This is a genomic window from Nonlabens spongiae, from assembly GCF_002117125.1.
Lineage (GTDB): Bacteria > Bacteroidota > Bacteroidia > Flavobacteriales > Flavobacteriaceae > Nonlabens > Nonlabens spongiae.
Genome location: NZ_CP019344.1, coordinates 3,084,909 through 3,106,434, shown reverse-complemented (window position 1 = coordinate 3,106,434; position 21,526 = coordinate 3,084,909). Strand labels below are relative to the sequence as shown.

Annotated in this window: 18 protein-coding genes and 1 pseudogene; 9 read left to right on the top strand and 10 right to left on the bottom strand. The window is 39.9% G+C overall.

Annotated features, from left to right (window positions below; genetic code table 11):
* Complete coding sequence (locus BST97_RS14215; RefSeq protein WP_157111687.1) at positions 1–351, top strand: hypothetical protein; 351 nt, start codon at positions 1–3, stop codon at positions 349–351.
* Positions 348–1,019 carry an alpha/beta hydrolase gene (locus tag BST97_RS14210; protein WP_085767860.1) on the top strand — a complete coding sequence of 224 codons (672 nt, stop codon included), beginning with the start codon at positions 348–350 and terminating at the stop codon, positions 1,017–1,019. The genes BST97_RS14215 and BST97_RS14210 overlap by 4 nt, the downstream gene beginning before the upstream one ends.
* 4 nt (positions 1,020–1,023) lie before the next feature.
* Here BST97_RS14210 and BST97_RS14205 read toward each other — a convergent pair whose 3' ends face one another.
* Positions 1,024–1,527: a hypothetical protein gene (locus tag BST97_RS14205; RefSeq protein WP_085767859.1), complete on the bottom strand. Its 504-nt coding sequence runs from the start codon at positions 1,525–1,527 to the stop codon at positions 1,024–1,026.
* A 1-nt stretch (position 1,528) separates the two neighbouring features.
* Complete coding sequence (locus BST97_RS14200) at positions 1,529–2,302, bottom strand: MBL fold metallo-hydrolase (RefSeq protein WP_085767858.1); 774 nt, start codon at positions 2,300–2,302, stop codon at positions 1,529–1,531.
* Between the two features lie 82 nt (positions 2,303–2,384).
* Here BST97_RS14200 and BST97_RS14195 point away from each other — a divergent pair, with 82 nt between their 5' ends.
* A complete protein-coding gene (locus BST97_RS14195; RefSeq protein WP_085767857.1) occupies positions 2,385–3,863 on the top strand; it encodes a nicotinate-nucleotide adenylyltransferase in 1,479 nt (492 codons plus the stop codon).
* On the opposite strand, the gene bcp is transcribed toward BST97_RS14195, so the two are convergent.
* Positions 3,858–4,307 (bottom strand): thioredoxin-dependent thiol peroxidase, encoded by a 450-nt coding sequence (gene bcp / locus BST97_RS14190; protein ID WP_085767856.1) that lies wholly within the window; start codon positions 4,305–4,307, stop codon positions 3,858–3,860. The genes BST97_RS14195 and bcp overlap by 6 nt on opposite strands.
* A 34-nt stretch (positions 4,308–4,341) precedes the next feature.
* Here bcp and BST97_RS14185 point away from each other — a divergent pair, with 34 nt between their 5' ends.
* A complete protein-coding gene (locus tag BST97_RS14185) occupies positions 4,342–5,034 on the top strand; it encodes an endonuclease III domain-containing protein (protein ID WP_085767855.1) in 693 nt (230 codons plus the stop codon).
* A gap of 77 nt (positions 5,035–5,111) precedes the next feature.
* Here BST97_RS14185 and BST97_RS15890 read toward each other — a convergent pair whose 3' ends face one another.
* Both BST97_RS15890 and BST97_RS14180 read right to left on the bottom strand, forming a co-directional pair.
* Positions 5,112–5,261: a hypothetical protein gene (locus BST97_RS15890; protein ID WP_157111685.1), complete on the bottom strand. Its 150-nt coding sequence runs from the start codon at positions 5,259–5,261 to the stop codon at positions 5,112–5,114.
* Between the two features lie 62 nt (positions 5,262–5,323).
* On the bottom strand, positions 5,324–5,908 hold the full coding sequence (locus BST97_RS14180; protein ID WP_085767854.1) for an RNA polymerase sigma factor: 585 nt from the start codon (positions 5,906–5,908) through the stop codon (positions 5,324–5,326).
* Positions 5,909–6,145: 237 nt separating this feature from the next.
* On the opposite strand from BST97_RS14180, the gene uvrA reads away from it, so the two are divergent.
* Positions 6,146–8,938, top strand: coding sequence for an excinuclease ABC subunit UvrA (gene uvrA, locus BST97_RS14175; RefSeq protein ID WP_085767853.1), 2,793 nt, complete (start codon positions 6,146–6,148; stop codon positions 8,936–8,938).
* A 15-nt stretch (positions 8,939–8,953) separates the two neighbouring features.
* A complete protein-coding gene (corA, locus tag BST97_RS14170; RefSeq protein WP_085767852.1) occupies positions 8,954–10,030 on the top strand; it encodes a magnesium/cobalt transporter CorA in 1,077 nt (358 codons plus the stop codon).
* Positions 10,031–10,106: 76 nt separating this feature from the next.
* Here corA and BST97_RS14165 read toward each other — a convergent pair whose 3' ends face one another.
* The 5 genes from BST97_RS14165 to BST97_RS14145 all read right to left on the bottom strand — a co-directional run bounded on the left by BST97_RS14165 (position 10,107) and on the right by BST97_RS14145 (position 18,692).
* Entirely contained in the window at positions 10,107–13,109 is a 3,003-nt protein-coding gene (locus BST97_RS14165) for a T9SS type B sorting domain-containing protein (protein ID WP_085767851.1), read from the bottom strand.
* A gap of 177 nt (positions 13,110–13,286) precedes the next feature.
* Positions 13,287–16,370, bottom strand: a complete 3,084-nt coding sequence (gene secDF, locus BST97_RS14160; protein ID WP_085767850.1) for a protein translocase subunit SecDF — start codon at positions 16,368–16,370, stop codon at positions 13,287–13,289.
* A 92-nt stretch (positions 16,371–16,462) separates the two neighbouring features.
* Entirely contained in the window at positions 16,463–17,023 is a 561-nt protein-coding gene (locus BST97_RS14155; RefSeq protein ID WP_157111683.1) for a hypothetical protein, read from the bottom strand.
* 179 nt (positions 17,024–17,202) lie between these two features.
* Positions 17,203–17,631 (bottom strand): TerB family tellurite resistance protein, encoded by a 429-nt coding sequence (locus BST97_RS14150; protein WP_085767848.1) that lies wholly within the window; start codon positions 17,629–17,631, stop codon positions 17,203–17,205.
* Positions 17,632–17,720: 89 nt separating this feature from the next.
* Positions 17,721–18,692: an NAD-dependent epimerase/dehydratase family protein gene (locus BST97_RS14145; RefSeq protein WP_085767847.1), complete on the bottom strand. Its 972-nt coding sequence runs from the start codon at positions 18,690–18,692 to the stop codon at positions 17,721–17,723.
* Between the two features lie 285 nt (positions 18,693–18,977).
* Between BST97_RS14145 and BST97_RS14140 the strand changes: the two genes are divergently transcribed.
* The 3 genes and pseudogenes from BST97_RS14140 to BST97_RS14130 form a co-directional block, all read left to right on the top strand.
* Positions 18,978–19,703, top strand: coding sequence for a hypothetical protein (locus tag BST97_RS14140; RefSeq protein ID WP_085767846.1), 726 nt, complete (start codon positions 18,978–18,980; stop codon positions 19,701–19,703).
* A gap of 86 nt (positions 19,704–19,789) precedes the next feature.
* Positions 19,790–20,335, top strand: coding sequence for a hypothetical protein (locus BST97_RS14135; RefSeq protein ID WP_085767845.1), 546 nt, complete (start codon positions 19,790–19,792; stop codon positions 20,333–20,335).
* Between the two features lie 51 nt (positions 20,336–20,386).
* A pseudogene (locus BST97_RS14130) lies at positions 20,387–21,394 on the top strand (ligase-associated DNA damage response exonuclease); the annotation flags it as partial.
* Between the last annotated feature and the right edge of the window lie 132 nt (positions 21,395–21,526).

Here is a 21,526-nt window from a genome sequence, read left to right as displayed (position 1 = left end):
ATGAAAGATAAAAATATCGCTATGCTGGCTTATTTGAGTTCGCTGCTCTTGTTTATACATTTCATATTATTCATAGCAGTTCTGGGAGTAGCCGTCATTCTTAACAATGATCGTAACAACGAGTTTGTATCCTTCCACATAAGACAGATGCTAGGTATTGCTTGTATCGCCCTATTTTTGAGCATTTTTGCTGGAGTAATTCCTGATAATGCCTATTGGTTAGCCTTTGTGATCATCTTTCTAGTGGTTATCATGGCAATGCTAGGGCTCATGAGCGTGGTACGCAATCAAAAAGATGAATTACCAGTGGTGGGTGCGGCATTTCAAAAATGGTTTAGTTTCATAAAATGACAGACACGAATAATTTAAGTTTACAACATCGTATAAGACCTGCAAATCAAGAAAACGCGCCTTTGCTCCTGCTATTGCATGGATACGGCAGTAATGAGGATGATCTTTTTTCCTTCTCACCAGAGCTGGATGAGGGTATATTTATTGTGAGCGCCAGAGCGCCTTACGACCTGCCGCCTTATGGAGCTGCTTGGTATGCGATTAATTTTGATGCAGCTGGTGGTAAGTTCAGTGATTTGGATCAAGCTCGCAAGAGCATGCAGCTTATTAGAACATTTGTTGATGAGCTCAAAACTGCCTATGATATCGATCCTGAAAATTTGAACATTCTCGGTTTCAGTCAGGGTGCGATACTCTCCTACGCTTTGAGTCTTTCAGATCCCAATTTGTTCAAAAACGTAGTTGCGATGAGTGGTTATGTGAACGAAGATCTTGTTGAGGACAGAGCAGGGTTGAATGCACGCTTTCGCGAAAGCGAGAACCCCACAAACTACTTCATAAGTCACGGAACCATGGATCAAGTGATACCTTTTGACTGGGCAAAAAAGGCCATTCCACTCATGGACGAAGCCCGCGCCGATTATGTTTTTAAAGATTATCCTGCGGGTCATGGCGTTGCGAGAGACAACTTCTATGACATGAAAAAGTGGCTGGAGGAGCGCATTTAGGTATTTAATTGAGATATAGTAAAGCTTTAATCGTACTCAACTCTACATTTTTATCTGCATCGATATCATACTGAATCATGGCCTCGCCCCACTGATCGCCATCGTAAAAATTCACAAGAACCCATTTGTGATTGACTAAAAACGAATTGCTGATCTGGAAACCGCGACCCGCGCCGGTGTAAGGAATAAGTGGGTTACCGCCCTCATTGAGATTAAGCTCCAGCAATTTATCCATTACCTGCTGCTCTACTTCTTGAGTGGTTAGATCCATATCATATAAGTATTCCTCAGCTTCTGGGTTGAAGGCTAGTGTGAATGGATGCTCCACGCCAGTTGTAGGTAATGAACTTTCTGTCGATCCAGATTGTTGTTTATTCTCTTCAATATCTTCTCGGAGTTCTGCAACTTGCTGCTCTAGTTTTTCTTGATATTTTCTCCCATTAATGTAAAATACAAGAGCTATTAATGAAGCAAAAATGAATAAGTAGAGATATAAATGTTTTCTCATATCAATTAGGTGATGTGATTTTTAAGTTATCGTATGCGAGATAGATATTTTCAGGTAGTCTTTCCTGTACTTCTTGATGAAACCCTAAATGGTGACTAATGTGTGTAAAGTAAGTACGTTTAGGCTTGAGCCTGCTTACAAGTTCTAATGCTTCCTCAAGATTAAGATGGCTGTTGTGAGCTTCTTCTCTAAGAGCATTGATTACCAGAACGTCTAGACCCCTAAGTCTTTTCATGGAGTAGGATGGAATCTTCTTTACATCTGTCATGTAAGCAAAATCCGCAATTCTAAAACCGTGAACAGGTAGATAGCCGTGATCTGCTTCTATGGGAATTATTTGTACATCTCCCACTTGAAAAGGATCTTCATCAAAAACATGTACATCTAGATTTGCTACACCCGGATATTTATCAACAGTGGTAAAAATGTACTGGAATCGCTCTTCAAGAGATTTTTTCACACGCTCTGTCATATAGCAATCCAGATCTCCTTGCCTAAAATAAAATGGTCTTAAATCATCAAGACCGGCAGTATGATCAGCATGCTCATGGGTAAATAGCACAGCGTCTAAACGATCGACGTGATTACTAAGCATTTGTTGTCTGAAATCTGGACCACAATCAATGACGATGTTGACTCCGTTTATTTTGATAAGTCCACTTACCCGAAGTCTTTTATCCTTAGGATCAGCGCTTAAACATACTGGATGATTGCTTCCTATTATGGGAATACCCTGTGATGTACCTGTACCTAAAAAAGTAAATTCCAGCTCCATAAATCTTAGGTTAAAAGTATTGATAATTTTTCATGTGGCTAGGCGGTTATTTACCTTTGTATACACCGTTCAAATTATTCTCATGGGTATAAGTCTATTAGGCGATCACGATTTTGAGTCTGTCCCTTCTATTAAAAACAAAGCTTTACGTATCAACCTGAACCAGAACATCTACGGCACATTTGCAGAGATAGGTGCAGGACAAGAAACTGTTCGGAACTTTTTTAGAGCTGGAGGAGCTTCTGGAACCATAGCCAAAGCGATGAGCGCATACGACAAAGATTTCTCTGACGCCGTTTATGGCATTCAGGATGACGGTCGTTATGTCACTGAAGCAAGATTGAGAAAAATGCTTCAGTACGAAATGGGTCTTATTGAAGAGCGCCTATCTCGAGAGAAACACCCGACCAAACTATTCTTTACCTACGCAAATACAGTCGCAACCATTGATTTTGCCAAACGTTACATGGGGCATGGATGGCTAGGTATACGCTTTCAGGTCAATCCAGAAGAAGAGTTTTCTGAAATTGTATTACATGTTAGGTTCAAAGAACGTGATGCTCGATTGCAGCAAAATACCTTAGGAATATTAGGTACTAATCTTATTTACGGTGCCTTTTACAAACACGATCAACCTAAAAAATTGCTCCAATATTTATATGATCATATCGACAAGGATAAGATCGAGATTGATATGATCAATTTTGAAGGTCCTATCTTCAAAGATGTGGACAATCGTTTGATGAGTCTTCAGTTGATCAAAAACGGTATGACCGAGGCGGTAATGTTTGGTCCAGATGGGAATAATATTCTGAGTGCAAAGATCCTTTATAAGAAAAATGTCCTTGCTCTAAGAGGTAGCTTTAGACCAGTAACTAAGGTAAACATGGACATGTATGAAACTGCTCGTCGCAGATTTTTAAAATCAGGTACAGTCAAGGAAGAAAAACTAGAGACACTTTTTGAAATCACGCTTTCTAATCTGCGCGCTAGTGGGGAGATTGATGAAGAAGATTTCTTGCATAGAGCTGAACTGCTTTGTTCATTAGGACAGACGGTGATGATTTCTAATTTCAAAGAGTATTATCGACTGGTTGAGTATCTGAATAATTATACTAAGGAGCGAATAGGTCTCGTAATGGGGGTCAATAACCTTATTGATGTTTTTGACACAAAATATTACACGCACCTAAGTGGAGGGATTCTTGAAGCGTTTGGAAAATTATTCTTTAAAGATCTGAGAGTTTACCTATACCCACTTAAAGATCCTGAAACAGGAGAACTTACGACTAGTGAAAACCTAAAGGTGCATCCACGTATGAAAGAGCTTTACAAGTTCTTCAAATACAATGGTAAACTCAAGGATCTAGAAGATTATGATTCTGAAATTTTACATATTTTCTCTCGTGAGGTTCTCAGAATGATTGAAAATGGCGAAGAGGGTTGGAAAGATATGGTGCCAGAAGGTATTCCAGAATTGATTGAGTCCCACAACCTATTCGGGTGTGAGACTCAACTAGAAGATGAGGAAGAATATCACGAAGAGGATGCTCCTCTATAAGATCTGAGCAGCGTGATCCTTAGTTTTTACCTTTTGAATCACCTCTTCTATAATTCCATTTTCATCGATAACAAATGTGGTGCGGTGGATTCCGTCATATTCACGGCCCATAAATTTTTTAGGCCCCCAGACTTGATATGCATTTAATAACTGGTGATCCTCATCAGCAAGTAAATCATATGGAAGTTCATATTTGTTTTTAAAGTTGGATTGTCTTTTTTGGCTATCTGCGCTTGCACCTAGTATTTCATAGCCCTTAGCTTTAAATTGCTCAACGTTATCTCTAAGATTACACGCCTCTGCGGTACAACCGGGAGTACTTGCCTTAGGATAGAAAAACAATACTAACTTTTTACCTTTGAAATCGGCTAGTGAGATGGTATCTCCGTCTTGATTGGGAATTGAGAAATCTGGGGCTTTATCGCCTGCTTTTAAGCTTGTCATTTAAATACATTTTAATTACACTATAAAATTAGTTATGCTCAAATCAGAAAAGGTTGAATTTATCATAAATAAGCTGGAAGAACTGTATCCATCTATTCCTGTTCCTTTAGACCATAAAGATCCCTACACCTTACTGATTGCAGTACTTATGAGTGCACAGAGTACTGATGTACGTGTGAACCAGATCACGCCGTTACTTTTCGCGAAAGCGGACAACCCCTACGACATGGTGAAGTTAAGTGTTGAAGAGATAAGGGAAATCATCAAACCAGTGGGATTATCTCCCATGAAGTCTAAGGGAATTCATGGATTGTCAAAAATCCTGATTGAGAGACACAATGGATCAGTCCCTCAAACCTACGAGGAACTCGAGGAGTTGCCCGCTGTGGGACATAAAACTGCTGCGGTAGTTTTGTCTCAAGCTTTTGGGATACCAGCATTTCCAGTAGACACTCACATTCATAGACTTATGTACCGCTGGAATCTGTCAAACGGTAAGAATGTGGTTCAAACGGAGCGGGACGCAAAACGGTTGTTTCCAGAACACAAATGGAATGATTTGCACCTACAGATCATATGGTATGGTCGGGAATACAGCCCTGCTCGAGGCTGGGATCTCAACAAAGATGTTATAACAAGTACGGTGGGAAGAAAATCAGTACTGAACGATTACTACAAAACGCTTTCGCGAAAGCGAAATAATCAAATTCTCTCTTCAAAAAAATAAGGTAATTTTTATTTACTAGCTGAATACAAAAAATGCCGCGATTCATCGCGGCATTGTCAAATTTAAAAGGTTATCAATCAATTTTTAAAGGTGTCAAAACATATATTCTTGTATTTTGTCACACTATAAGATGCGGAAAACGCCATAATATTACGTATGGTAGTTTCCTTGGGTTGCAAAGGATTCACTTGTTTAGAAAGTGGTTTAGGATCGTAGAGTTTTGCCATATCGGAAAGTGTTATTTAATGTTAATAACGGCATCTCTCTCAGGTTATTGTATCCTAATGAACTACCTGGTAAGAATTATGTTATTTTTATCAATCACCTTTCTCATATTGATAAGGGCGTAACGCATTCTTCCTAAAGCTGTATTGATGCTTACGTCTGTCGCTTCAGCGATTTCCTTAAAACTCATTTCCTTATAAATTCTCATAGTGAGAACTTCTTTCTGATCCTCTGGCAACTCGTCGATCAAATTTTTCACGTCTTTGTGAACTTGATCCAGTATCATATCATCTTCCTTGCTTAAATCTCCATCACTTATAACGTCGAAGATGTCAAAGTCATTGCGCGATTGGAATTTAGGCATGCGCTTATTACGTCTAAAATGATCGATGACAAGGTTATGTGCGATACGCATTACCCAGGGCAAGAACTTTCCTTCTTCATTATATTTTCCCTTTTTCAAAGTTTTGATCACTTTAATAAAGCAGTCCTGAAAAATATCTTCAGTAACGTCACGATCGTGGACCTTTGAGAAAATAAAACTGTAAATACGTTGTTTGTGTCTGTAGATAAGCGTTTCTAGTGCAGACTCACTACCATCTAGATACTGACTAACCAGCGCAGCATCCTTAATCATTTCATTTTTCATAAATAGCAACTTGAATGACCTACCCTTCTCCTTGGTTAATTGGAATTAAATAGATCTTTTAGAGTAGAGTTGTTACTATAAACGAATTTTTTGAAATTTTTAACGGGTTAAATATAACAACATTTATTCCAAATGAACAAAATAATCCTCGAAGTTTTAACAATTATATAGATGTAACTAAGATTATACGGGTTACGCGCGTTTTATCTTTGTGGATTGCGCTTAAATGGAACCTCTATGATTTTTGAAGATATTGATGTACTTAGTCCCAAGAAAAACATTCTAATTAAAGGAGCTGCGCTTCACAATCTCAAAAATCTAAATGCCGTTATACCTCGTAATCAGCTAGTGGTAATTACAGGCTTATCAGGCAGCGGTAAATCTTCCCTTGCCTTTGACACTCTTTACGCTGAAGGACAACGTCGCTATGTTGAAAGTCTATCGTCTTATGCCAGACAATTCCTAGGCAGACTGAACAAACCAAAGGTAGAGTACATTAAAGGTATTGCTCCTGCGATAGCCATTGAACAAAAAGTCAACAGTACCAATCCCAGATCAACGGTGGGAACAACCACTGAGATCTATGATTATTTGAAATTACTTTTTGCCAGGATAGGCAAAACCTACTCTCCCGTTTCCGGTGATTTGGTAAAAAAAGATACGGTTACCGATGTGGTCAACTACATTAAGGAACAGGAAGAAGGTGCTCGATTGTTACTGACCACCCCCTTGATTGTAAAAGGTAAGAGAAAGACTTCTGAACAACTAGAGGTCCTGTTGCAGCAGGGATATACTAGAATTAAGGTAAATGATGATGTAAAGCGTTTCGATGATGAGGAACTCAAAATCAAAGATTCAGATCAGGTCCGTCTTGTCGTTGACAGAATCATAAAACGTGACGGAGAAGATTTTTACAACCGCCTAGCCGATGCGATCGACACAGCCTTTTTTGAAGGTAAAGGTTTAGCTTTTATTGAGCACTTGGACGGATCAGCCACTCGTGAGTTCAGCAATAAGTTTGAACTGGACGGGATGGAATTTCTAGAACCCAATCCCCATCTTTTTAGTTTCAATAATCCTTATGGTGCCTGCCCTAAATGTGAAGGCTACGGCGATGTGATAGGAATTGATGAAGATCTAGTCATTCCCAATACAGGACTCAGCATCTATGAAGAAGCCATTTTTCCTTGGCGTGGTGAGAGCATGTCCTACTATAAAAATCAGTTGATCAAACATGCCGATAAATTTGATTTTCCTATTCACAGACCTTGGTTTGAATTGACTGCCCAGCAACAGAAACTGGTCTGGACTGGAAATAAATACTTTGATGGATTAGATGCCTTTTTTGAGGAGCTTGAAGCGAAAGCTTACAAAATTCAAAACCGCGTCATGCTTTCTCGCTATCGAGGAAAGACCAGATGTAATCTTTGTGGGGGAACGCGCCTGCGCAAGGAAGCAGATTACGTAAAAATTGCCGGGACTACTATATCGGAGCTGGTTATGTTGCCTATTAGTGAACTCACCCCATTTTTTGCAGACTTAAAACTTGATGAAAATGATGCCAAAATCGCGCACCGTCTCCTTATTGAAATCAACAGCAGATTATCGTTCCTGAATGATGTAGGACTCAATTACCTTACTCTTAATCGCAAATCAAACACTCTTTCTGGAGGTGAATCGCAGCGTATCAACCTAGCCACTTCACTGGGGAGTAGTCTAGTGGGAAGTATGTACATCCTTGACGAGCCCAGCATAGGTTTACACCCTCGCGATACGGCGAGACTTATCAAAGTCTTGAAAAATCTACGGGATCTAGGCAACACGGTCATTGTTGTGGAGCATGACGAGGAAATCATGCAGGCAGCAGATACCATCATCGACATAGGCCCTAAGGCGGGAACACACGGTGGTGAAGTCGTAGCAGCTGGATCACTGGGTGAAATACTAGCTTCAGACTCATTAACTGCTCAATATTTAAATGGGTCTATGGAGATTCCGCTTCCGCGAAAGCGTAGAAAGCATAAGTATTATATAGACATTAAGGGCGCACGTCAAAACAATCTTAAGAATATTGATGTGCGTTTCCCGCTGGGTGTTCTGACCATGATCACGGGAGTCTCAGGGAGTGGAAAATCGACATTGGTAAAAGATATTCTATATCCAGCAGTTTTGAAGTCGCTGGGTGGCTACGGCAAAAAGGCCGGGCAGTTTACGTCACTGAATGGAAAATTTGAGAATTTAAAGTCTGTAGAATTTATTGACCAGAATCCCATAGGTAAAAGCTCAAGATCCAATCCGGTCACTTATGTCAAAGCTTATGACGATATCAGAAATCTTTTTGCACAACAGAAGATCTCTAAAATCAGAAATTATAAAGCAAAGCATTTTAGTTTCAATGTAGATGGAGGAAGGTGTGAGACTTGTAAGGGCGAGGGCGAGGTCACTATTGAGATGCAGTTCATGGCTGATGTTACCCTCTTATGTGAGACCTGCCAGGGTAAGCGCTTTAAGAAAGAAATTCTGGAAGTCAAGTTTCACGATCACAATATTTACGACATACTCAGTCTGACCATTAACGATGCGATGGAGTTTTTCCAGAAGCATAAGGAAAACAAGATTATCAGAAAACTGAAACCACTTCAAGATGTGGGGCTGGGCTATGTAACCTTAGGCCAGAGTTCCTCTACATTGTCTGGTGGAGAAGCGCAAAGGATCAAATTGGCTAGTTTCTTAGTAAAAGGAGACACGCCAGATAAGACCTTGTTTATATTTGATGAACCTACCACCGGTCTTCATTTCCACGATATCAATAAACTCTTGAGTAGTTTTAATGCACTCATTGAAAATGGTCATTCCATAATCGTTATTGAGCATAATATGGACCTTGTTAAATGTGCTGATTATATAATTGATCTAGGAACTGAAGGCGGGAAACTAGGTGGCCATCTCATCGCAAGTGGCACACCGGAGGAGGTTGCACAAGTCGAGCAAAGCTTTACAGCACCATTTATCGCAGAAAAACTATCTTAGAAGAAACTTTGTTTCATGAAAAACCCTTTATCCCGACTGCGGCGCAGGGCTACTCCTAAGGCTGTTCAAAATGTATTTACCCCACCTGGGACGATAAGTTACGTAGGGGAAGAACGTTCTGGACCAGTAGAGACCGAAACGATAATTTATAATGAAAAGGAATATGAAAAGCTTGAAAATATTAAGCAGGGGCAACTAAATCCTGACTTGCACTACTGGTTTAATATTGATGGAGTTCATGATACGGATATTCTAGAGCAGGTAGGTAAGCGATTTCATTTACATCTATTATTGCTCGAAGATATTGCCAATACTACACAGAGACCTAAGACTGAATTCTATGGAGATTATATTTATCAATGCATTAAGATGATCTCTTATGACCGCGACAGCCAAGAATTAAAATCAGAGCAGGTCAGTATTATATTGACCTCTGATGCGGTGATTACTTTTCAAGAGAAGACTGGCGATGTATTTGAAAACGTACGTGATCGCTTAGAAAATAGCAAAGGAAGAATTAGAAAGGTCAAGCAAGACTATTTATTTTACGCTCTAATCGACAGCATAATAGACCATTATTTTATAGTAATGGAACAAATAGGAGACTATCTGGATGAGCTCGAGGACGAGATCTTTGACGACCCTAAAAAGGATTCCCTTAACCAGGCCCAGCACAATAAGAGATTGCTTTTAGATCTCAGGCGCGCGATTTACCCGTTAAGAGAATCCATAAGTAGATTATTAAAAGAAGACAGCAGTCTCATAGAATCGAAAACCCACGCCTTTCTTCAAGATGCCTATGACCATTGTATTCAAATCATCGAAACTTTAGAGTCTTTTAGAGAGATTAATGCTGGATTACGTGATATGTACCTCTCAAGCGTGAGCCACAAAATGAATCAAGTAATGCAGGTATTGACCGTAGTTTCTACCATGTTTATTCCTATGACTTTTGTAGCTGGAATTTATGGGATGAATTTTCAGCATATTCCAGAGTTGACTTGGGAACATGGTTATGCTTATTTCTGGATCATTAACGGATTTATAGCTGTGGTTCTTATCGCCTTTTTCAAATGGAAAAAATGGCTTTAAATCAGTATTGAATCAAACAAGTAAAATAAAAAAGGCTTCCCGTTTGGGAAGCCTTCTTTATTTCAACATGAATTTATTAGTAGTTAATGTATAACCAACTCGCGATATCTTGAGTTTGGCCGTCATTAAATTCCATGGTGTAGAAATAAGTTCCTACGGGCAATAGTCCATCTCCAGAATTCAACCCGGAGTTAGGAACACCGTCAAATTCTACGTAATTAGAAGCAGATGTTTCATAAACCATAGTCCCGTATCTATTAAATACTTTGAGACTGAAATTTGCATACTGCTGAATGTTTGGGATTTCAAAAGTGTCATTAATTCCATCGTTATTAGGTGTAAAGCCTTCAGGGAAAATGACCTCACATTCTTCCACTGTTATGCTAAATGAAGATACATTGACACAACCTGTAGAAAGATCTGTTAGTGCTGCATAAATGATCTCACCATCGGCAGCTTCATAATTAGTAGGCAATTGATCAACGTCATTGAACGCATTTGATTCAGAAGTGTAATAACCAACAGAGTAGTCAGTAGGAGATAATCCACCTCTAATCGCATCATCTTGTTGGCTCAAATCAAACTCAAGTCTTAGATCAAATGGTGCTTCATCACATTCAGATAAATCTGGAGCTACACCTATAGGCGGTGCATCAAGAGTAGTTAAGTTGAAGGTATACACCTCTGCACAACCCGTTGCAGTTTCAGTAAGAACTACAAAAATTTGCTCCATATCATCTCCCTCGTAATTTACTGGGATCTCACCAGCATTTGCAAGTGCATCAGCCTCTGATGTGTAATATTGAAATGTAAAATTATTCGCATCACGACCATTCAAAATCAAACCTTCATTAACACCTAAGTCAAAATCTGTAGTCAAGTCAAATGGGAATGTGTCACACTCTTCAACATCAGCTACTGCGGTGGTAGGCGCTAATGGTGTTACGATTAAATTGAAACTGGTAGTATCAAAACATCCAGGATTTGCACTATCCTGAACTCTTACAAAGATCTCATCTGAAGTTGAATCATAGTTAGTAGGATTTGATATTTCAGTTCCTGGAACTCCAGCTTGAGCTGCGGAAGCGCTCAAGTAATAAAGAATGTCTACTGTGGTAGGATCAAGATTAGGACCTAAAAGAGTAGATTCCTCTTGAGTAAGATCAAAACCGTCGCTATCATCAAAAGGGAAAGCATCGCACTCAGTCAAGTCGGCGACAGGGTTTGCAACGATATCAGAGAAATCAATCATGAATGACTCAATTTCAAAACATCCTGATCTTGCATTTTCAACTCTGATAAAAATCTCAGTATCTGCAGTAACGGGATAAGAACTCGTGTTCGTAATATTAGTAGCGGCACCATTCTCAGCCTCTGTTCTGTCTGTATAGTATCTAATTCTATAGTCAAGTACAGCAAGATTATTTAATGCAATCGTACCTTGAGGATTAAGATTCACATTCGTATTTCCGAGTGATGCACAAACTTCGATATCAGCAGGTGTTGCAGTAATGATCTCTTCTACCATTTCGACGCAAACCGTTTCAAAATAAGTACATCCAAAGTCATCACTAAATTCAAGATCATAACAGTTTTGACCTACAACAGATGGCGCTACCGTTATAACGGTGCCGTCAGTGCTAGTACTTACAATGTCAGGATTAGGGAGCCACGTTGTAGTAACTTCCTGAGGCTCGTACGTACGATCGTTAGGTGGAATAATATTAGGGTTAAAATTGAGTCCCCATTCAAATACCCATCCATTGTCTAGAGATAAATTATCGATAACAACAATTTCCCAGTCTCCATTCAAATCAGAACCGATAAAATCTGCAAAAGGGTCTTCTGGTAAATAATCGCCCTCTGGGACTGGGACAGCTCCAGGCAAAGCTTGACCAGCTTGAGCCAGCGTCTGAGTTCCTGCGCCAACTTCGGTAAAGGTATATGTATAACCTACTCCAGGCGCATTAGTTACTGGAGTTACATCAATAGCTTCACCTAGCCATGTAGCTCCCCCACCATTAGGATATTCCATCAGGAATACCTCTACACCGTTTGGAGCTCTGAGAATAATATCTAAATCACCCATAAAAGAGTGCTCCATATTAATATAAACAGATTGCAGATCAGTTGCTGCATTAAATGTTTGACCAGGGTTGAAACCATTTACTGTAATAGGGGTTGTATAAATAGAACCAGCGGAATCTGGTAGAAAGGTTGCTCCTGAAACTGGTGGTGCAATTTGAGCAGCAAATTGTTGCGTCTCTACCATTGCGGTAATGTCCACTTGATCACCAAAACAGACAATTTCACTATCTGCTTCAGTACCCGTAAAATCAGGGGTGGTAGAAACTAGAACCACGACATCTTCAATAGTTCGATCTCTACATCCAGTCAAAGGATCAGTAACGATGTAATCAAAAATATAAACTCCAGGATCTTGTATCGTTTGAGTTGCACTGTTTCCAGAGATCACTGAACCGTCAGGCAATTGTATTTCTTCAGTAGGAGTACCCGCAGATGGAAATACAGGTGTCCCGTTTACTGTCACTGTATCTCCTTGACAAATTCTTACAACTCCATCCACACTAGGCGCAGGGGTAACTGTTACCTGACTTTCAATTGTCTGACAAGAATCGATACATCCTATAGTCGCCTCCCATCCCGCTGCTGTTTGACTCACAGCATTAGAGGTAAAAACAAATGTTAAGCAACCTGAAGTATTACTTAATGATGCTTCGATTAAAGAGGGGGCTAAAAAAGAACCGTATGCTCCAATAAATGGCGCATTTGCACTATCACCATCATAAGCAAGTAATACATCCCCAGGCGCTAGATCAAAAGCAGTAAAATTCACAAAAGATCTGTCCGTAGGAAAAGGTGAACAAATAGTCGTAGTCAAAGTTTCACCTGGTAAATAATTCAAATCAGACCCTTGAGAATCAGTAAATGTTCCCAAACAAACATCATATTGAATATCTCCCATAGGAAATTCTGGCGGATCTGGCGGTGGGTTTTGAGCATTAAGCGACACGGTTGCCGCTATCATTGCAAACAGAAAAAGAATAAAGTTTTTCATATCACTAAATTATTGGGGAAGCGTTTAAGCTATAATTCCATGCAAAATAACCATTTGAGTTAATTTACGGTTAAAAAAAGTGGGAAAATATAGACGTATCGATCAACAATTTTTCATAAAATAGGAAAACCGCTGCGATTGCAGCGGTTTCCAAATAATCGTGAGAAAGAAAAATCTCTATTTTGTCGAAGATTCCTCTTCTTTTTCAGCTTTCGCCTCGAGCTTACCTCCTGATTTTTTCATGGTATCAAACATGACTGGTGTTGCAATAAATACAGAAGAATACGTACCGACTACCACACCTATAATCAAAGCAAGCATAAATCCTCTGATTGATTCACCTCCAAATATGAATATCGAAAGAAGAACGATTAAAGTCGTAAGGGAGGTATTTAAAGTACGGGATATCGTACTGCTGATCGCTTGATTTACCGTTGTCCCGAATACTGGACTTACCCTATCATTGATAAACTCACGTATTCTATCAAATACGACCACCGTATCATTTAAGGAGTAACCTATTACGGTAAGAATCGCAGCAATGAACGCCTGGTCGATCTCCATATTGAATGGAAGATACTTATAGAACAATGAAAATGCCCCCAATACTAAAATTACATCGTGGAAAACTGCCACAACTGCACCTAAAGAGAATTGCCACTTTCTAAATCTCAATAAAATATAAAGAAATACCACGAGTAGAGATCCCAAGATAGCGTAAAGCGACCCTGTAAGGATATCATCTGCGATGGTTGCACCTACTTGGAAGGTGGACATGATACCATATTGCTTGTCTTCGATGCTTACATCAGCAAATTGTTCTTGAGACAGTCCATCCGGCAAATAAGGTTGTAGCGTTGCATAAAGCTTGTCTTCAATTTCCTGACTTACTTCACTGTCATCTCTATCAATACCATACTTAGTACTAATTTTCAATTGATTGTCAGCTCCATAAGTTTTCGCCTCAGCGCTACCAAAAACATCGTCAGCACTTAATTTCTCAGTGATTTCTGTGGCACTTACCTCTTGGTCAAATCTCACAATCGTTGTACGACCACCGGTAAAATCTATACCTAGATTCAACTTGTTAGTAGATAAAGAAGCTAAACTCCCTGCAATCAAAATTCCAGAAATGATATATGCGACCTTTCTTTTTCTCAAGAAATCAATATTTATATTTCTGAACCAGTTCTTAGTCACGCCTGTCGCAAAGGCAATCGTCTTACCGTTTTGCACATAACCATCTACAAATAATCTTGTGATAAATATTGCAGTAAACAACGAGGTAAGAATACCTATCATAAGAGTCGTTGCAAATCCTTGAATAGGACCTGTACCAAACACATAAAGAATGATCGCCGTAAGTAAAGTGGTGATGTTAGCATCAAGAATTGAGCTCAGGGCATTGTTGAAACCATCCTTGATACTTTCTGCTTGAGATTTTCCTTTGGCAAGCTCTTCACGTATACGCTCAAAAATCAGCACGTTTGCATCTACTGAAATACCTATAGTAAGTACGATACCAGCAATTCCGGGAAGTGTCAATACTGCCTTAAGTGATGCAAGTGCACCAAAGATGAATAAAAGGTTCACCAAAAGTGCGATATCTGCATATAAACCTGCACGCCCGTAATAAAATATCATCCAGATCAAAACAAGAACTAGCGCAATACCAAACGAGATCAAACCGCTGTCGATCGCCTCTTGACCTAATGATGGCCCGATCACGTCACTTTGTATAATCTCAGCTTTTGCTGGTAATTTACCCGCTCTCAAGACAGTTGCTAAATCCTTTGCTTCATCCACAGTAAAATCTCCAGAAATTTGGGTATTTCCACCGGATATGGGACCACTATTGGCAGTTGGAGCACTATATACTGTATTATCCAGCATTACAGCGATAGGTGTACGGTTTTGAAAAGACTCGGTGGTCATGTCTTCCCAGATTTTAGCCCCTTCTCCATTCATAGACATGCTTACCACGACATTTGCCACTTGATCATAATCTTGAGCAGCATTTGTAATCACCCCTCCTGAGAGTGGAGCTTCATTTTGATTGTTACCTTTAATCGCATAGAGATCAATCAATTCAAATCCTAGCTCATCATTTAGAACAGGAAGTCCCCATGCAAAACGCACATTTCTTTGTTCTGGCTCAAGATTTGCTCTAGCTTGAGCATCATTGAGGTATTGGTTAATCAAATCCCTATCGCTTGCGCGAAAAACTGCAACAACCGGCCCTGTACCACTACCAGGACTTATAATGCGAGAAAAGATAGGATTTTCATCATCTCCTATAGCGAGTTCATCGCTCTCAGCACCTGCTACCTCATCTATACTTTCATCGTCAAGCAGATCAGAAAGATCGTCCGACTCTTGCGTTTCTGTAGAATCCACCGCAACCATTGCATCCTCATTTTCAGTTGAGGACTCTTCATTTGACGCATTTTCAGCTGCAAGTTTAGTCGCCCAGTAGCTGTTTGCCGCTACCAGATAAGGCGCTATGTCGCTGCCTCTAAAGGTATGCCAAAACTCAAGCTTAGCCGCTTTAGTAAGAATATCTTTGATCCTCTTAACATCTTTCTCACCAGGAAGCTCGATCAAAATCCTTCCTGATTCACCCAGCTGCTGGATATTAGGTTGAGTTGTACCAAATTTATCAATACGCTTTCTCAAGACATCAAAAGCACTGGTCATGTATTCTTTCAACTCTTCTCTTAGTACAGGCTCTACTTGATCATTAGTCATATCAAACTCGATGCGGTCTGACATTTCCTGATTTGCAAAAATGTCTGGAGAAGCTAGACGCGCTCCCTCAATGGCATTAAATTCTTCAAGAAAATAGTTAAAGTAGGAGTCCTGACCATCTTTTACGCGCTCATCAGCACGATCTAGAGCGGTTCTGAAGTTTGCGTCTGTTGAACCATCTGCCATTCCTATTAAAAGGTCTTTTACAGATATTTGAAGAATTACGTTAATTCCCCCCTTAAGGTCCAGACCTTTCTTGAGTTCTTGGTTTTTGGCGGTTGTATAATCAGTGTAACCACCCCAGATATCTTTTGAAGCAACGCTGTCTAGATATTTTTTGCGAGCCTCTTCCTTGAGCAGGCTTTCGTTTTCAACACCTTCCTCTACAACGCTAGCTGCATAAGCATCAGCATCTCCTTCTACCTGATTTGTAATGTATGTGTAGCTGAGCTGGTAGATACTCACTACTGCAAAAATGATCGCAAAGAAGCGTATCAATCCCTTGTTTTGCATGATTAAAATTTAAATAAATTAATGAATGTCTTATATAGACAGAATTACGCATGTTTTAGAAACTGAAAACACGCTTGAAACAGCTTAGATAATTATACAGATTGCGGTCCAGCACGAGAATCTGGAATTTGAGGACATAAACCTGAATAGGTTACGGCCAGTTTATAGAATGAAACTGGATCCGGGTTGTCTAAATCATCAATTGTGAACTTTGAAGGGCACTGTTCTGAAGAGTAGAATTTTAACTGCCCGTTTCTGAACTGGTCGTTATAAAAATCTTTATTAACCAGGGCTTTTGCACCAGAAGCTGCATTTCCCTTTTCACCAGCAAAAGAAATCTCTAGATTGGTAAAAGGTTTATCTTCCTGCTCATTTTTAAGTAAAGATGCTAGTGCAAGTTCAACATCTTCTACCTGTAGATGTGTATCGTAGGAGATTTTAAACCCAGAATCATGGATCTCGATACTTTGAACATCCACTCCTAAATTTTCAAGGGCTTTTTCAAAAAGGGAACTAAGCTCTATGCTGCTTTCTTGAGCTATGGAGACTTGCTCAAATACCAACTCCTGCTCCCGCGCCTGCTCTGACAACTGAGCACCCAAGAAACCGAGTAATAAGAATACTGAGAGTGTTATGAAAAGCTTAAATCTCACGCGGCAAATATAGTCTTTTGACTATTTCTTACAACCTTTATTACTAACAATCAAGTAGGGCAGCGTATTCCGAAGATTCTTGAAATCCCAATTAACTTAAACCTATTCTAAGTCTTTGAGAAATCTCGTCCCGATAATTATCGGGATCGCGAAAGCGGAAAAAATTAAAGAAGGATAGCTTACCTATTCTTATTCAACAAATACCTATAATCCTCTAGATTAAGTGACCCAGAGAAGATTTCAATGGATCGTGTCACGAGATAATTGGCATCTTCTTCATTATAACCTAAAGCACGTGCATATTTCCTCAACAACTTTTGCTCTTCCTCATGAAGGTGAAGGTCTGCAAAAACTATCTTGAAAAGATCGTGCAACCATGCTATACGCTCCTCGCTATCATTAGGCGGCGTAACGGGATACAAAGAAGGATCTTTTAAGATGGCCTCATAACTAGAATCTGAAATGTCTAAAATCGACTTAAAGCGTATAAGTGCCTTCTCTTGATCAGGGTGGATCTCACCACTGGATTGAGCGAGGCTTACAAGTGTAGCAAAGTGGCTTTTGTTTCTGGTACTTGCACCAGACTCAAATAATTTAGAATAGGACATTTCGGGTTGTTTATGGCCACAAATATAATTCTATTGAAGAAGTCACAGTAACCGCTTCACTTAAAAAATTCATAAGCAAGAAAATGGGATCAGAACTTGGTCGGCTTATCAATAGAAGAACCTGTGGTGGATCTTAAATTTTCAAGCATGGTCTCGACCGTAGTCTCTAGATCATAGACATGTTTCCAGCCCCAATCTTTACGTGCGCGATCGTCATTAATAGAACCTGGCCAGCTGTCTGCAATTTCTTGCCTAAAGTCTGGACGATAATCTATTTTGAATTCAGGGATATGACGGGTGATATCTGCTGCTATCTGACTAGGTGTAAAGCTCATTCCGCTCAAATTGTAAGAAGACCTGATCTTAATGTGTTCTTTTGGCGCCATCATAATTTCAAGTGTGGCTCTAATCGCGTCTTCCATATACATCATAGGCAATGCGGTATCAGCTTCGAGAAAACACTCGTACTCCTTCTCATTGAGCGCCTTGTGAAAAATGTCGATGGCATAATCAGTAGTACCTCCTCCAGGCTGCGTTTTCCAAGATATCAACCCTGGATACCTTATAGACCTCACATCAACTCCATACTTATTAAAGTAATACTCGCACCATCGTTCACCTGTTTGTTTACTTATGCCATAAACTGTGGAAGGCTCCATGATTGTATGCTGTGGGGTATCAACTTGCGGAGTTGTAGGCCCAAAAACCGCAATACTCGATGGCCAGAAAATCTTATTGATCTTTTTTTCCTTTGCTAAATTCAGAATAATGAATAGTGAGCCCATATTCAGATCCCAAGCCTTCTCTGGGAATTTCTCACCTGTGGCGCTGAGCATAGCCGCCATAAGATAAACTTCCTCTACCTCGTAGTGCAAACACACATCTTCTACCTGGCTACTGTTCATGGCATCAAGAATCTCAAAAGGCCCGCTAGCCATAAGCTCTTCACTACCTTCACGTATGTCTGCAGCGATGATTCTATCATTTCCATGAATCTCTCTCAGTTTCATGGTGAGCTCTGTACCTATTTGCCCACAGGCACCTATTACCAGTATAGTCATTAATCTGTATTTAATTACAAATATAATGGACTGCATATCCTCATAGAGGAAAGGATTGAAATGGTTTTCGCTTTCGCGAAAGCGGAATATCAAGAAAATTGAGGATCAAGACGGTCTGTCCTTACCTAACCTTAAGCCACACTTTAAGATATAAAACTACTTTTACGTGCATAACGTTAAAATATCGCTATCTACATATCAAATCATTTAATATTTTATCATTTATTAAACGTGTTAATACAATCTTCATAGCTTATTTTGAAATTTCAAACTTGAATTGACAAAATGAGAAAAACGCTTTTTACCTTAATCCTATCCACAATCGTTTTAATGAGCTGCAAGGACAGCAGTAAAAACAATTCTGAAAATTCCACATCTGTCATCAGCAGTGAGGTTGCTGAGAAATCAGATTTAGGAGATGATAAGGAAACTGACTCGGTGAGAGTTTTACCTGAATACGACAACAATATACAAGACTGGAAATCTTCTAGAAACTATTCACAGGACGAAGCAAACCGCATGGCAGATGATATCACATACAACGTGCGCATAGCGGACGGTTCCATTTCAGAGATTCGCGGGTACAGCGATTACTCTGATATGCGTAATTATTTGGACATTTTTGCAAATTCAACTCCAGAAACTGAGGTACAGTCTGAATTTACCTTAAGGGAAAGCTTTGATGTATTTAAGAACACCATACCTTATTATTTAAGGCGAGATGATGTTAACGAGGCAATCAAGGATGTTGAAAAAGAGCTGACGGACTACGAGGAGAACAAAGCAAAAGAAAACCCATCACCCGCAGAACACGATCAAAACGTGAAAGAAATTCAGGAAGCATTTGACAATCTGGAAAAAGAAATCATCAAAGCGCGTAAAAAGTTTGAAGACAACCGCAAAGATGCTATGGAAGAGTTTATGGAAGAAATAAAAGACAAGTCTAACAAGACCCAGTCAGAACGCTACCGTGATGCCATGGAAGAATACAATGAAGAAATGAATGACTAAATTTATAAATCACTTCGAAGCACCGTTACAATCGGTGCTTTTTTTTTGTTTGTAAATGAGGCATCTTTGTTGCATTCAATCTTCAAATGAAATACCTACTGATAGTCCTTATATTATTTGTCTCATGTGGTGATGAGCAAAATTCAGTTCAACTGCCTCAAGAAACCTATACTGTTTCAGATCTCAAATTAAAACAGAGCCAAATAAACCTTGAAGGCCAAGCACTCAAAAAATCGCTGGAATGGAACGGATTTCAAAATTTCAAAACACAACTTGAAAACTACGATCATAGTCCTAACAGCACCAAACAACTACTAGAATCTACCGCAGATATGCTGATAACGGCAGATAGCAGCGTGATCGACCTTCCCATAAGGTCTAGAACACTCATCCTCAGAACAAGAGTAGGCATGCTGAATTCATTTTTAAATTATACGGTAAAAACGGCAGCTGATCACGAGAAAAAATACAACGAAATGATCACAGCTTGGGATGAAGTCAAGAACCAGCTCAACATAAAACTCAACGCCACCGACCCTAGTCGTCAGGAGCTTATAGAAATGCTCAAAGGCGAGCGCCGACTCGATGCAGAACGCGAGCGACGTGATTCCATAGCACAAGACAGCATTTAAACTTCTCTTAATTCCTTCACTACCCGTGCGTGTTGCCATAATTTTAAAACCATGGCAAAAACGCCCTTACTCAAGTTCACTAAAAAAGGAATCTACTGTCCACCCGCAAAGGTTTATCTAGACCCGTGGAAACCTGTGGATAAAGCCCTTGTTACCCACGGTCATGCAGATCATAGCTACTGGGGACATAAAAAATACATTACCCACTTTGATAATGTACCTATTATTTCCCATAGACTGGGAGATATCAATGTTCAAGGTGTCGCTCATGGCGAAAGCTTAAATATCAACAATGTTAACTTCAGCTTTCATCCAGCGGGACATATACCAGGCTCCTCCCAGATAAGGGTTGAACATAAGGGAGAAGTTTGGGTATTTACCGGTGATTACAAAACGGAAGACGATGGTATATCCACACCTTACGAGCCCGTGGAATGTGATACTTTTATTACAGAATGCACCTTTGGACTACCCGCCTTTAAGTGGCGACCCCAAGAAGACGTGATGAAGGATATGAATGAATGGTGCGCGCAGAATCATGCAGAAGGAAAAACATCTGTACTGTTTGCCTATTCATTAGGGAAAGCCCAGCGATTGATCAAACATCTAGACACTTCACAAATGAAGATTTTCTGTCACGGTGCGGTCTTCAAAATGACAGAAGTCTTGAGAGAGCTTATCGATTTCCCAGAAACAACGTTAGTGACTCGAGAAACACCTAAAGAAGAAACTAAGGGTCATATCATCGTAGCACCACCCAGCGCACATGGCTCGGCCTGGATGCGTAGATTTGTTCCATATGCAACGGCAAGTGCCAGCGGCTGGATGACTTTCAGGGGAGCGCGTCGCCGTCGAGCGATTGATAAGGGATTTGTCCTGTCTGACCATTGTGATTGGGATGGATTGCTCAGCAGTATTGAGGCTACCGGATGTGAAAATGTGATTACCACCCACGGGTATCAAGAGATATTTGCCCGCTATTTGAGAGAGGAAAAAGGTCTCAATGCCATAAGTGAACACACTCAGTATGAAGGGGAATCGCTCGACAAAAAAGAAGATGCAGACAACGAAGAAGATGCCTCTGACAAACCGCAAAGATCTGGATCGCTTTTAGATCCTACCGCGAAAGCAAAACCGAGTTCTCAGAAAGCACCCCCAAACCCCAAAGGGGGAAATAAAAAAATTAATGTC

Bases quoted from the DNA above. Each gene is read 5' to 3' on its own strand.
- BST97_RS14215 (WP_157111687.1), top strand. From the start codon at position 1: ATGAAAGATAAAAATATCGCTATGCTGGCTTATTTGAGTTCGCTGCTC.
- BST97_RS14210 (WP_085767860.1), top strand. From the start codon at position 348: ATGACAGACACGAATAATTTAAGTTTACAACATCGTATAAGACCTGCA.
- BST97_RS14205 (WP_085767859.1), bottom strand. From the start codon at position 1,527: ATGAGAAAACATTTATATCTCTACTTATTCATTTTTGCTTCATTAATA.
- BST97_RS14200 (WP_085767858.1), bottom strand. From the start codon at position 2,302: ATGGAGCTGGAATTTACTTTTTTAGGTACAGGTACATCACAGGGTATT.
- BST97_RS14195 (WP_085767857.1), top strand. From the start codon at position 2,385: ATGGGTATAAGTCTATTAGGCGATCACGATTTTGAGTCTGTCCCTTCT.
- bcp (WP_085767856.1), bottom strand. From the start codon at position 4,307: ATGACAAGCTTAAAAGCAGGCGATAAAGCCCCAGATTTCTCAATTCCC.
- BST97_RS14185 (WP_085767855.1), top strand. From the start codon at position 4,342: ATGCTCAAATCAGAAAAGGTTGAATTTATCATAAATAAGCTGGAAGAA.
- BST97_RS15890 (WP_157111685.1), bottom strand. From the start codon at position 5,261: ATGGCAAAACTCTACGATCCTAAACCACTTTCTAAACAAGTGAATCCT.
- BST97_RS14180 (WP_085767854.1), bottom strand. From the start codon at position 5,908: ATGAAAAATGAAATGATTAAGGATGCTGCGCTGGTTAGTCAGTATCTA.
- uvrA (WP_085767853.1), top strand. From the start codon at position 6,146: ATGATTTTTGAAGATATTGATGTACTTAGTCCCAAGAAAAACATTCTA.
- corA (WP_085767852.1), top strand. From the start codon at position 8,954: ATGAAAAACCCTTTATCCCGACTGCGGCGCAGGGCTACTCCTAAGGCT.
- BST97_RS14165 (WP_085767851.1), bottom strand. From the start codon at position 13,109: ATGAAAAACTTTATTCTTTTTCTGTTTGCAATGATAGCGGCAACCGTG.
- secDF (WP_085767850.1), bottom strand. From the start codon at position 16,370: ATGCAAAACAAGGGATTGATACGCTTCTTTGCGATCATTTTTGCAGTA.
- BST97_RS14150 (WP_085767848.1), bottom strand. From the start codon at position 17,631: ATGTCCTATTCTAAATTATTTGAGTCTGGTGCAAGTACCAGAAACAAA.
- BST97_RS14145 (WP_085767847.1), bottom strand. From the start codon at position 18,692: ATGACTATACTGGTAATAGGTGCCTGTGGGCAAATAGGTACAGAGCTC.
- BST97_RS14140 (WP_085767846.1), top strand. From the start codon at position 18,978: ATGAGAAAAACGCTTTTTACCTTAATCCTATCCACAATCGTTTTAATG.
- BST97_RS14135 (WP_085767845.1), top strand. From the start codon at position 19,790: ATGAAATACCTACTGATAGTCCTTATATTATTTGTCTCATGTGGTGAT.